The organism is Cupriavidus sp. JZ107, assembly GCF_053903255.1.
Genome location: NZ_CP096481.1, coordinates 263496 through 276313, shown reverse-complemented (window position 1 = coordinate 276313; position 12818 = coordinate 263496). Strand labels below are relative to the sequence as shown.

Annotated in this window: 8 protein-coding genes; 1 reads left to right on the top strand and 7 read right to left on the bottom strand. The window is 68.2% G+C overall.

Annotation, left to right across the window (positions count from 1 at the left end; translation table 11 throughout):
- Positions 1-91 precede the first annotated feature (91 nt).
- Positions 92-1252, bottom strand: a complete 1161-nt coding sequence (locus tag M1D55_RS10840; protein ID WP_456282156.1) for a Bug family tripartite tricarboxylate transporter substrate binding protein — start codon at positions 1250-1252, stop codon at positions 92-94.
- A 206-nt stretch (positions 1253-1458) separates the two neighbouring features.
- Here M1D55_RS10840 and M1D55_RS10835 point away from each other — a divergent pair, with 206 nt between their 5' ends.
- Positions 1459-1983: a GNAT family N-acetyltransferase gene (locus M1D55_RS10835; protein ID WP_456282155.1), complete on the top strand. Its 525-nt coding sequence runs from the start codon at positions 1459-1461 to the stop codon at positions 1981-1983.
- A gap of 206 nt (positions 1984-2189) precedes the next feature.
- Here M1D55_RS10835 and M1D55_RS10830 read toward each other — a convergent pair whose 3' ends face one another.
- The 6 genes from M1D55_RS10830 to aroK all read right to left on the bottom strand — a co-directional run bounded on the left by M1D55_RS10830 (position 2190) and on the right by aroK (position 12787).
- Positions 2190-3653 (bottom strand): glutamate synthase subunit beta, encoded by a 1464-nt coding sequence (locus M1D55_RS10830; protein WP_064577030.1) that lies wholly within the window; start codon positions 3651-3653, stop codon positions 2190-2192.
- 137 nt (positions 3654-3790) lie between these two features.
- Positions 3791-8596: a glutamate synthase-related protein gene (locus M1D55_RS10825; protein ID WP_456282154.1), complete on the bottom strand. Its 4806-nt coding sequence runs from the start codon at positions 8594-8596 to the stop codon at positions 3791-3793.
- Between the two features lie 303 nt (positions 8597-8899).
- Positions 8900-9616: a transposase gene (locus tag M1D55_RS10820; RefSeq protein ID WP_456282153.1), complete on the bottom strand. Its 717-nt coding sequence runs from the start codon at positions 9614-9616 to the stop codon at positions 8900-8902.
- 245 nt (positions 9617-9861) lie between these two features.
- Positions 9862-10998 (bottom strand): deoxyguanosinetriphosphate triphosphohydrolase, encoded by a 1137-nt coding sequence (locus M1D55_RS10815; protein WP_006578484.1) that lies wholly within the window; start codon positions 10996-10998, stop codon positions 9862-9864.
- Between the two features lie 60 nt (positions 10999-11058).
- On the bottom strand, positions 11059-12165 hold the full coding sequence (aroB, locus tag M1D55_RS10810) for a 3-dehydroquinate synthase (protein WP_064577032.1): 1107 nt from the start codon (positions 12163-12165) through the stop codon (positions 11059-11061).
- Positions 12152-12787, bottom strand: coding sequence for a shikimate kinase AroK (aroK, locus tag M1D55_RS10805; protein WP_023263292.1), 636 nt, complete (start codon positions 12785-12787; stop codon positions 12152-12154). Before aroK ends, aroB begins: the two co-directional genes overlap by 14 nt.
- Positions 12788-12818: the final 31 nt, after the last annotated feature.

The window sequence follows — 12818 nt, the reverse complement described above, 5'->3', positions numbered from 1 at the left end:
GCAGGGCAGCGCGAGGTGCACTATCGAGCGACGAAGGGGCGGACACCCGGGTCGAGGCCCGGCGGACGCGCCCGCGGACGCCTCGCCCGACTCAAGGTTCGACCGGCCGGCCGGCCTGGCGCAGGATCACCTGCCACTGGATCGATTCCGAGCGGATCGAGGTGGCGAAGGCCTCTGGCGAGTCGCGCAGCGGCGTCAGCCCGACCGATTCCAGCCGGCGCGCGACGTCGCCCTCGCGCACGACCTCGTCCAGCACCGTGGCCAGCCTGGCGACGATGGCTCGCGGCGTCTTGGCGGGCGCCAGCACGCCCAGCCACGGACCCGCGCCGTAGCCGTCGAGTCCACTCTCATGAAGAGTCGGCACACCCGGCGCCAGCGGCGAACGGGCCGATCCGGCCACGCCGAGCAGCCGCAGCGTACCCTCCCGCACATGCTGCTGGACCGGCGCGAAATTGCAGAAGCAGGCGCTGATCCGGCCCGCCAGCATCTCCTGCACCAGCGCCGCCTCGCCCTTGGCGGTGACCAGCGGCACGCCGTTGGGAATGCCGCGCACCGCGTATTCGGCATACAGATGCGCCGGCGTGCCGGCCTGGGCGGTGCCCACGCTGTAGGCACCGGGATTGGCGCGCACCGCGGCGATCCATTGCTGCGGTGTGCGGATCGGCAGCCGGGCATCGATCACCAGGAACAGCGGCATCGCCGCCACGCGCGCCACCGGCGTGAAATCGCGCACCACGTCGTAAGGCAGCGGCTCGACGCCGGACTGGATCAGCATCGTCGACTGGTGCAGCAGCAGCGTATGGCCGTCGGAACTGGCCTTGGCCACGACGTCGCCGGCGGTGGTGCCGTTGGCGCTGGGGCGATTGTCGACCTCGACCGGCACGCCGAGCTTGGCGGTCAGCTTCTCGGCCAGCGTGCGCGCGATGGCGTCCGGCACGCCGCCGGCCGGAAACGGCACGACCAGCCGCAGCGGACGGGCGGGGAACGACATCGAGGCGGAGCGCCCGGCGGCGCCCGATGGCGCGGCGGAAGGCGTGGTGGGCTGCGCGCTGGACTGGGCGGCCGGCGGGGCGGCCAGCGCGTCGCTGACCGGGCCGAGGAGAGCCGACAGAAGACACATCACGACCACCGCGCGCCCGGGACCGGCCGCGGCGTGCGGTCGCGCGCCAGGTGCGCCGGTCGCCGTCACGGCGGGGAAGCGCAACGTCGCCTTACCTCGCCAAAGCCGCGCAAGCATGCGTACTTCGGGCATCAAGATCCTCCGGGGCGCCGCGCTGGCGGGCGCCTGGATTGGCTGACAGGGGTGAGCGAGGCAGCGTTGTTCTTGCTTGGGACGATTGTACGAAGCCGCTTCCGGCCAGCACAAACCGCGTTAACCATAGCCGGGTCAACCCGGAAGCACATTGTGCGGCGGCGTATCGCCCGGCCGCCTCCCCGGGGCGCCCTATAATCCGCGCCATGTCCGATTTCCTGTTGCGGCCGATGGCGGCGGCCGATCTGCCCGAAGTGCTCGCGGTGCAGGCGCAGTGCTACTGCCCCGAACTGATCGAATCGGCCGACGCGCTGGCCAGCCGGCTGGCGCTGGCGCCGACGCTATGCTGGGTCGCCGCGCACGCCGATGCGCCGCAACGGCTTGCCGCCTATCTGCTGACCCATCCGTGGCCGCGCGAGACGCTGCCGCCGCTCGACGGCGTGCTGCGGCACGATGGGGCCGCAGACCATACCCTGACCTGGTTCATCCACGACATGGCGGTCGCGCCTGCGGGACAAGGGCAAGGGCTGGCCAAACGGCTCTATGCGAAGGCGCGGCAGCATGCGATGCAGGCAGGCCTGCGCTGCTCGCGGCTGATCGCGGTCCAGAGCGCGGCGCGCTGGTGGCAGCAGCTGGGCTACGCGCCGGTGGCGCTTGTGGGGGAAGCGGCGACCAGGCTGTCGCGCTATGGGGAGGGGGCGGTGGTGATGGGGAGGGAGATCGGCGGGTAGGGTTGGATGGCGGTGGCATGGCATCCGCCCGCTGCCCTCTCCCCCGGCCCCTCTGCCGCAAGCGGGAGAGGGGAGCCACGCCTATAGCGGACGATACGTAGGCGAACCTGTGGCGCTCGTCCTCTCCTTGCTGGGTTCTCCCTCTCCCGCTTGCGGGAGAGGGCCAGGGAGAGGGCAACCGGGCCCCTCCCCCGCGCCAGCGCCAATCAGCGCGGCAGTTCCGAATGCCCCATCAGGAAGGCATCGACCGAGCGTGCGGCCTGGCGGCCTTCGCGGATCGCCCAGACCACCAGCGACTGGCCGCGGCGCACGTCGCCGGCGGCGAACACCTTCGGCACATTGGTGAAGTAGGCGCGCTCGCCTTCGGTCGACGCCCTGGCGTTCTTGCGCGCATCGGTGTCGACACCGAACGCTTCCAGCATCGAGCCCACCGGGTTGGTGAAGCCCATCGCCAGCAGCACCAGGTCGGCCTTCAGCACGAACTCGCTGTCGGGCACTTCCTGCATGCGGCCGTCCTTCCATTCGACGCGGCAGGCCTTCAGCGCGGTAACCTTGCCGTTCTCGCCGATGAATTCCTTGGTCGCCACCGACCAGTCGCGCTCGCAGCCTTCCTCGTGCGACGACGAGGTGCGCAGCTTGATCGGCCAGTACGGCCACACCAGCGGCTTGTTCTCCTCTTCCGGCGGCTGCGGCAGCAGTTCGAACTGGGTCACCGAGACGGCGCCATGGCGGTTCGAGGTGCCGACGCAGTCCGAGCCGGTATCGCCGCCGCCGATCACCACCACGTGCTTGCCGTCGGCACGGATCTCGTTGGGGCCGTCGCCGGCCACTTCCTTGTTCTGCGGAATCAGGAATTCCAGCGCGAAATGCACGCCCTGCAGCTCGCGCCCCGGCACCGGCAGATCGCGCGGCACTTCGGCGCCGCCGGCCAGCACGACCGCGTCGAACTGGTCCATCAGCTCCTGCGCCGAGATGGTTTCGCGCGCGTAGTTCTTGATGCCGGCCGGCAGCTTGCCGTCGGTCACCATCACGCCGGCGCGGAAGGTCACGCCCTCGGCCTGCATCTGCGCCATGCGGCGGTCGATCAGCGCCTTCTCCAGCTTGAAGTCGGGGATGCCGTAGCGCAGCAGGCCGCCGATGCGGTCGTTCTTCTCGAACACGGTGACGTCGTGGCCGGCGCGCGCGAGTTGCTGCGCGGCCGCCAGGCCCGCGGGGCCCGAGCCGACCACGGCCACCGTCTTGCCGGTCTTGTGCGCGGGCGGCTGCGGCTTGACCCAATCCTCTTCCCACGCCTTGTCGCCGATCGCGCGCTCGATCGACTTGATGCCGACCGGGTCTTCGTTGATGCCGAGCGTGCAGGCGGCCTCGCACGGCGCCGGGCAGATGCGGCCGGTGAATTCGGGGAAGTTGTTGGTCTGGTGCAGCACGTCGATCGCCGACTTCCAGTCCTGGCGATACACCAGGTCGTTGAAGTCCGGGATGATGTTGTTGACCGGGCAGCCGTTGTTGCAGAACGGGATGCCGCAGTCCATGCAGCGCGCGCCCTGCACCTTGGCTTCGTTGTCGCTCAGCCGGAACACGAATTCCTTGTAATGCCGGACCCGCTTCGGTGCCGGTTCGTAACTCTCGCTCTGGCGCGGAAATTCGAGAAAGCCAGTCGCCTTGCCCATGTCGCTTCCTTGGGTTGTGCTCGGGGCGCAGCGCGACGCGCGCGCCCCGTTGTGAGGTCATAGTGGTGTGGTGGACCGCGCGGCGGCAGCGATTGCCACCGTTGCCGCCCGCGCCGTCCCGGCTGCGGTGCCCGCCCTCAGGCGGCGATCGCCTCGCGGTCGCTGTCGCGCGCGGCCTGTTCCTTGGCGTACATCTCGCCCAGCGCCCGCTTGTACTCGGTCGGGAAGACCTTGACGAACTTGCGGCGCGCCGTGGTCCAGTCCGACAGCAGCGCCTTGGCGCGCTCCGAGCCGGTGAAGCGGAAGTGCTGCTCGATGAGGCCGCGCAGGATCACCTCGTCCAGCTGGCGCTTGCCGCCGAACTTGTGCCAGCTGGCCGCGCTCTGGCCCTTCTCCTGGTCGGCGGCGCCCAGCACCGCTTCCAGCGCGACCATCGAGGTGTTGCAGCGCTTGTCGAACAGGCCGTCCTCGTCGTAGACGTAGGCCACGCCGCCCGACATGCCGGCCGCGAAGTTGCGGCCGGTGGCGCCCAGCACCACCACGGTGCCGCCGGTCATGTACTCGCAACCATGGTCGCCGGTGCCCTCGACCACCGCGACGGCGCCCGAGTTGCGCACCGCGAAGCGCTCGCCCGCGACGCCGTTGAAGAAGGCCTCGCCCGCGATCGCGCCGTACAGCACGGTGTTGCCGACGATGATGTTGCGGGTCGGATCGCCGCGGAACTCGTGCGGCGTGCGCACGATCACGCGGCCGCCCGACAGGCCCTTGCCGACGTAGTCGTTGGCGTCGCCCACCAGGTCCAGCGTGATGCCGTGCGCGAGGAACGCGCCGAACGACTGGCCCGCGGTGCCCTGCAGCTGGATGTGGATGGTGTCGTCCGGCAGGCCCTCATGGCCGTACTGGCGCGCCACCGTGCCCGACAGCATCGCGCCGACGGTCCGGTTGACGTTCTTGATCGGCTGGATGAACGACACCCGTTCACCCTTGTCGATGGCCGCGCGCGACTTGGCGATCAGCACGTGGTCGAGCGCCTTGCCCGATTCCGGCGCCAGGCCGTGGTCCTGCGTATCGGTGTGGAAACGCGGCTGGTCGCCCGGGAACGGCGGCTGGTAGAAGATGCGCGAGAAGTCCAGGCCGCGCGCCTTCCAGTGCTCGATGCCGGCACGGGTGTCGAGCAGGTCGGCGCGGCCGATCAGCTCGTCGAAGGTGCGGATGCCCAGCTGCGCCATGATCTCGCGCGCTTCCTCGGCGACGAAGAAGAAGAAATTGACGACGTGCTCGGGCTTGCCCTGGAATTTCGCGCGCAGCACCGGGTCCTGCGTGGCGACGCCGACCGGGCAGGTATTCAGATGGCACTTGCGCATCATGATGCAGCCCTCGGCGACCAGCGGCGCGGTGGCGAAGCCGAACTCGTCGGCGCCCAGCAGCGCGCCGATCACGACGTCGCGGCCGGTCTTCATCTGGCCGTCGGCCTGCACGCGGATGCGGTTGCGCAGGCCGTTGAGCATCAGCGTCTGCTGCGTCTCGGCCAGGCCCAGCTCCCATGGCGTGCCGGCGTGCTTGATCGACGACCACGGCGAGGCGCCGGTGCCGCCGTCATGGCCGGCGATCACCACGTGGTCGGCCTTGGCCTTGGCGACGCCGGCCGCGACCGTGCCCACGCCCACTTCGGAGACCAGCTTGACCGAGATGTCGGCCTGCGGATTGACGTTCTTCAGGTCGTGGATCAGCTGCGCCAGATCCTCGATCGAATAGATGTCGTGGTGCGGCGGCGGCGAGATCAGGCCGACGCCCGGCACCGAATAACGCAGCTTGCCGATGTAGTCCGACACCTTGTGGCCGGGCAGCTGGCCGCCCTCGCCAGGCTTGGCGCCCTGCGCCATCTTGATCTGGATCTGGTCGGCCGAGGCCAGGTATTCGGCGGTCACGCCGAACCGGCCCGAGGCGACCTGCTTGATCTTCGAGCGCAGCGAATCGCCGTCCTTCAGTTCGATGTCGCGCTCGACCACGTCGTCGCCCAGCAGGCTCTTGAGCGTGTCGCCGTTCTTGATCGGAATGCCGCGCAGCTCGTTGCGATAGCGCTTCTCGTCCTCGCCGCCCTCGCCGGTGTTCGACTTGCCGCCGATGCGGTTCATCGCGATCGCCAGCGTGGTGTGCGCCTCGGTCGAGATCGAGCCGAGCGACATCGCGCCGGTGGCAAAGCGCTTGACGATTTCCTTGGCCGGCTCGACTTCCTCCAGCGGGATCGCCTTGGCCGGATCGACCTTGAACTCGAACAGGCCGCGCAGCGTCATGTGGCGGCGGCTCTGGTCGTTGATCAGGTTCGCGTATTCCTTGTAGGTCTGGTACGCACCCTGCCCTTCGTTTGCGCGCACCGAGTGCTGCAGCTTGGCGATCGAGTCCGGGGTCCACATATGCTCTTCGCCGCGGATGCGGAACGCATATTCGCCACCGGCGTCGAGCATGTTCTCCAGCACCGGGCTGTCGCCGAAGGCGTCGCGGTGCAGGCGCAGGGCTTCCTCGGCGACCTCGAAGATGCCGATGCCCTCGACGTTCGACGCGGTACCGTGGAAGTACTTCTGCACCAGCTCGCGCGACAGGCCGATGGCCTCGAAGATCTGCGCGCCGGTGTAGGACATGTAGGTCGAGATGCCCATCTTGGACATCACCTTCTGCAGGCCCTTGCCGATCGCCTTGATGAAGTTCTTGATCGCCTTGTCGGCCGACAGGTCGCCCGACAGGCCGCCGGCCATCTCGGCCAGCGTCTCCATCGCCAGGTACGGGTGCACCGCCTCGGCGCCGTAGCCGGCCAGCAGCGCGAAGTGATGGACCTCCCGCGCCGAGCCGGTCTCGACCACCAGGCCGGTGGACGTGCGCAGGCCCTTCTCCACCAGGTGATGGTGGATCGCCGAGGTGGCCAGCAGCGCCGGGATCGCGACGTGCGACGGATCGACGCGGCGGTCCGACACGATCAGGATGTTGTAGCCCGACTTCACCGCATCGACGGCCTCGGCGCACAGCGACGCCAGGCGCGCCTCGATGCCTTCCTTGCCCCACTGGGCCGGATAGCAGATGTCGAGCTCGTACGAACGGAACTTGCCGCCGGTGTAGTGCTCGATGTTGCGGATCTTGGCGATGTCCTTGAAGTCCAGCACCGGCTGGGACACTTCCAGGCGCATCGGCGGGTTGATGTTGTTCAGCTCGAGCAGGTTCGGCTTCGGTCCGATGAAGGACACCAGCGACATCACCATGTTCTCGCGGATCGGATCGATCGGCGGGTTGGTGACCTGCGCGAACAGTTGCTTGAAGTAGTGGTACAGCGTCTTGTTCTTCGACGACAGCACCGCCAGCGGCGAGTCGTTGCCCATCGAGCCGGTCGCCTCTTCGCCGGACAGCGCCATCGGCGCCATCAGGAACTTGACGTCCTCCTGCGTGAAGCCGAACGCCTGCTGGCGGTCCAGCAGCTTGGCCGCGGGCTTGGCCTCGGAGGCGACATCCTCGGGCTTCGCGTCGATCTCGTCGAGCTTGATGCGCACGGCATCGATCCAGCTCTTGTACGGCTTGGCGTTGGCCAGATTGTCCTTCAGTTCCTTGTCGTCGATGATGCGGCCCTGCTCCATATCGATCAGGAACATCTTGCCCGGCTGCAGGCGCCACTTCTGCACCACGCGCGACTCGGGGAACGGCAGCACGCCGGCCTCGGAGGCCAGCACCACGACGTCGTCCTCGGTCACGTAGAAGCGCGCCGGACGCAGGCCGTTGCGGTCCAGCGTCGCGCCGATCTGGCGGCCGTCGGTGAAGCAGATCGCGGCGGGGCCGTCCCACGGCTCCATCATCGCGGCGTGGTACTCGTAGAACGCGCGACGGTTGTCGTCCATCAGCGTATGCTGCTCCCACGCTTCCGGAATCATCATCATCATCGCGTGGACCAGCGGGTAGCCGGCCATCGTCAGCAGCTCGAGGCAGTTGTCGAACGACGCGGTATCGGACTGGCCCGGATAGATCAGCGGCCACAGCTTGGGCAGGTCCTCGCCCAGCACCGGCGACGAGATCGCGCCGGTACGCGCGTTGATCCAGTTGACGTTGCCCTTGACGGTGTTGATTTCGCCGTTGTGGGCGACCATCCGGTACGGGTGCGCCAGTTCCCAGGCCGGGAACGTGTTGGTCGAGAAGCGTTGGTGGACCAGCGCCAGCGCCGACACGGCGCGCGCATCCTGCAGGTCGCGGTAGTACTGGCCGACCTGGTTGGCCAGCAGCAGGCCCTTGTAGACCACGGTGCGCGCCGACATCGACGGCACGAAGTATTCCTTGCCGTGCTTGAGCTTGAGCGCCTGGATCGCGTGGCTCGCGGTCTTGCGGATCACGTACAGCTTCCGCTCGAGCGCGTCCGTCGTCATGATGTCGCGGCCGCGGCCGATGAAGATCTGGCGGATCACCGGCTCGGTCTTGCGCACGGTCGGGGACATCGGCATCGCCGCGTCGACCGGCACGTCGCGCCAGCCCAGCACGACCTGGCCCTCCAGCCGAACGGTGCGCTCGAGCTCCTGTTCGCAGGCCAGCCGCGAGGCGTGCTCCTTCGGCAGGAAGATCATGCCCACGCCGTACTCGCCGGCCGGAGGCAGCGTCACGCCCTGCCTGGCCATTTCCTCGCGATAGAACTGGTCGGGAATCTGGATCAGGATGCCCGCGCCGTCGCCCATCAGGTGGTCCGCGCCCACCGCGCCCCGGTGATCCAGGTTCTCCAGGATCTTCAGGCCCTGCAGGATGATCTCGTGGCTCTTCTTGCCCTTGATATGGGCGACCATGCCGACGCCGCAGGCGTCATGCTCGTTGGCGGGGTCGTACATGCCTTGCGCCTGCGGGCGCTCGGCGCTGGCGTGGGTCTGCAGCGCCTGTTCGGCCTGCTGGGCCTGCTCGGCCGGCGGGAATTGCGATTGGTCCACGGGCTTCGATTCCGGTGAGGGCAGCGCGCCTCGTGTGGCATCGGCCGGAACGGCGTTCGCGTGCAGTCCGGGCGGACGTGGTGGGCAGCGAAGGAGACCGCAGCGGCGTACACAGGACGTGACGCGCCGCACAATGAATGTGGGTGGAGCAAATATAAAAGAATCGTCCGAGGCCCGCAAAAAAATAAAACGGGGTCAGATCATATTAACCGATGCCCTGTTTTGGTGAGGGTCATTTATTGGGGACACATTAATATTGCACCATTTCCGGGCGGCGTCCGGCGGCCATGAAGTGGCAATTTGTCAGGACGTCGCCGCCCTATCGGGTTCGGCCGGTGCGCGCTTCGGCCGGCCCTTCGGCAGCGGCTGCACGCGCCGGTCCGCGTGGCGCTCCAGGCCGCGCAGGAAGGCCTCGTTGCCGAGCGGCCAGCCGCTGTGCGCGTGCTTGCGCAGCACGGCCAGCGCCGAGGACGACAACCCTTCCGCCGCCAGCGACTGGTAGCGCGACTGGCGCTCGAACGGGGTATTGCCTAGCGCCCAGTAGGCGGAGTGATCGCTTACAAAGGGACTCGCCTCGAGGCCGACGTGATGGCGGTGGCTGCTCCAGCGGTCCTCCTCCGGCGTGTTGGCCTCGCCGGCGCGAACGGCGTTGCCTTCGACATAGAGCATGGCCGGCAGCAGCCAGGCGTCGGGCTCCAGCACCGCGGAGCGGAAGCGCCCTTCCCACAGCGTGCCGGTGCGGCCGGCGACGCGATTGAAGTAACGGGCGTAGCGGCGGCCCACCGCCTGCATCGTCAGGCTCAGCGCGTCGTCGCGCCGCGGCGTCGCTACCAGATGGATATGGTTGGGCCGCAGCCCGTAGGCGTGCACCGCCAGATCGTGCTCGCGCGCGGCCATGCGCAGGCAATCCAGGTAGAAGCGGTAATCGTCGGAGGTAAGGAAGACCGGCTGGCGGTTGTTGCCACGTTGCAACACCAGTGCCGGCAGGCCGGTCGGAGAGAAGCGGGGAAGTCGAGCCATGGCGCCATCGTGTCGAGGGGATGGCGGGATGATAGCGGATCTGTCCCTATTTTTTGCAGCGGCGATCGATTTGCCCAGAGTTTGCCGAGAGGATGGCCACTCCTTGGGTTTCTCCCCTCCCCCTCGCGGGGAGAGGGAGGTGGCGGACCACCGGGATGCTCCCCTCTCCCGCTGGCGGGAGAGGGGAGAAAACCCTGCTGGCGTTTGGCGCTTCCATTCTGCCCGCCCACCGGGCGTTTGATGCTTCAGTTCTGCTCGCCGACCGCAAACATCCGCCGATGCTCCCGAATCGCATAACGATCCGTCATGCCGGCGATGTAGTGGGCGATCAGCCGCGGCTGGTCGCCGCCGTGGGCCGCCTGGTATTGCGGCGGCAGCAGGCGCGGGTCGCCCATGAAGGCTTCGAACAGGTCGCCGATGATGCGCTGGGCCTTGGCCGACATCCGCATCACCAGATAGTGGCGGTACAGATGGCGGAACAGGAAGCGCTTGAGCGCCTGCGCCTCCTCCCTGACCGTCGGGCTGAAGGCGACCAGCGGCCCGGCGGCGCGCACCGCGTCGATATCGGCCGGGCGCGCGGCGGCGATATTGCGGCGAGTCGTCTCGATCAGGTCGACGATCAGCGTGTTGATCATCCGGCGGACCGTCTCGTTGATCAGCCGGCGGCCGTTGATGCCCGGATAGGCCGCGATGACCTCGGCGCGGTGACGGCCCCACATCGGCACCTCGTCCATCTGCTCGAGCGTCAGCAGCCCCGAGCGCAGCCCGTCGTCGATGTCGTGGTTGTTGTAGGCGATCTCGTCGGCCAGGTTGGCCAGCTGCGCCTCCAGCGACGGCTGCGTGCCCTCGAGGAAGCGCCGCCCCAGCTCGCCCAGCGCGGCGGCGTTGACGCGCGAGCAATGCTTCAGGATGCCCTCGCGCGTCTCGAACGTCAGGTTCAGGCCGTTGAAGCCGCCGTAGCGCTCCTCCAGCTCGTCCACCACCAGCAGGCTCTGCAGGTTGTGCTCGAAGCCGCCGTGGTTCTTCATGCAGGCGTTCAGCGCATCCTGGCCCGCGTGGCCGAACGGCGTATGGCCGAGGTCGTGCGCCAGCGAGATCGCCTCGACCAGGTCCTCGTTCAGCCGCAGGTTGCGGGCGATCGAGCGGGCAATCTGCGCTACCTCGAGGCTGTGCGTCAGCCGCGTGCGAAACAGGTCGCCCTCGTGATTGACGAAGACCTGCGTCTTGTATTCGAGCCGGCGGAACGCGGTGCTGTGGATCACGCGGTCGCGGTCGCGCTGGAACTCGCTGCGCGAGGACGACGCCGGTTCGACATGGACACGCCCGCGCGACTGCGCCGAGTGCGCGGCATAGGGAGCGAGATGGCTTTCGAGATCGGTCATGCGGCAATCCGGTTGGGCGATGCGGGCATCGTCTGAGGGTTGCGAGGCATGGCCGACCGCTTACGCGACCGGTGCCTCGACGGGACGTTTCAATACTGCGTGCTGCAGCGTGGCGCGCAGGTCGGCATCGGGCACGCTGGTGATCAAGGCCTCGCCGAGCTTCTTCAGCAGGATGAACTTGATCTGGCCGGCCTCGGCCTTCTTGTCGACCTTCATCAGTTCGATGTAGCGGTCCACGCCGAGATCGGGCGCGACGACCGGCAGCATCGCGGCGGCCACCAGCCGCTCGATGCGCGAGCGCGTCTCGATGTCGATGAAGCCCAGCCGCAGCGACAGGTCCGCGGCCATCACCATGCCGCAGCCGACCGCCTCGCCGTGCAGCCACTCGCCGTAGCCCATGCCGGCCTCGATTGCATGGCCGAAGGTATGGCCGAAATTGAGCGTGGCGCGGATGCCGCCCTCGCGCTCGTCGGCGGCCACCACCGCGGCCTTGATCTCGCAGGAGCGCTGCACGGCCAGCGCCATCATGTCGGCGTCGCAGGCGTTGAGCGCGCCGATATGCTGCTCGATCCAGCCGAAGTAGTCGGCGTCGGCGATCGCGCCATGCTTGATGACCTCGGCCAGGCCCGCGGCCAGTTCGCGCGGGGGCAGCGTCTTCAGCGTGCCGATATCGGCGATCACCGCCTGCGGCTGGTGGAAGGCGCCGATCATGTTCTTGCCGAGCGGATGGTTGATGCCGGTCTTGCCCCCCACCGACGAATCGACCTGGGCCAGCAGCGTGGTCGGCATCTGCACGAACGGTACACCGCGCATGTAGCAGGCCGCGGCAAACCCGGTCATGTCGCCCACCACGCCGCCGCCGAGCGCGATCAGCGTGGTCTTGCGGTCGGCGCCGGCGCCGAGCAGCGCATCGAAGATCAGGTTCAGCGTCTGCCAGTGCTTGAACGACTCGCCGTCGGGCAGCGTCACCGTGCGCACGATCTTGCCGAGTCCGGCCAGCGTGGCTTCGACGCGCGCCGCGTACAGCGGACCGACGGTCTCGTTGGTGACAATGACGGCGTGGCGGCCACGGATATGGGGGGCCAGCAGATCGGCGCGGTCCAGCAGGTCCGCGCCGATATGGATGGGATAGCTGCGCTCTCCCAGGTCGACTTCAAGCGTGATCATCGGTCTTGGTATCTTGGGCCGGCTCGATGCCGGCATCGCTGCGGGCATCGTCGGGAACATCGTTGCGGGGATCGTTGCCGCCGGCCGCCGCGGCGATCCAGCCGGACATCTCGAGTTGCATCAGCACCATATTAGCAAGCTGGGCTACCGAGGGCTTGCCGGTCTCGATGACGAAATCGGCGACCTCGCGATAGAGCGGATCGCGCTCGGCATACAGCGCCTCCAGGCGCGCCTTCGGGTCCTGCGTCTGCAGCAGCGGCCGGTTGCGGTCGTGCCGCGTGCGCAGCCACAGGTCGTGCGGGCTGGCGCGCAGGTAGACCACGGTGCCGCGCGCCTTCAGCCGGCTGCGGTTCTCGGGCCGCAGCACCGCGCCGCCGCCGGTCGCCAGCACGATGCCCTGGCGCTGCGTCAGCTCGTCGATCATCTGCGCCTCGCGGTCGCGAAAGCCGCTCTCCCCTTCGTGATCGAAGATCACTGGGATGCGAACGCCGCAGCGCGCCTCGATCTCATGGTCGGAATCGAAGAAGGAATAGCCGATGCGGCGGGCCACGGTGCGGCCGACAGTGGTCTTGCCGGCGCCCATCAGGCCGACGAAAAAAAGGTTCGGACGGGAAGCGGTCACGGATTCGCGGCGAGCCGATCGGCGCTCTGCA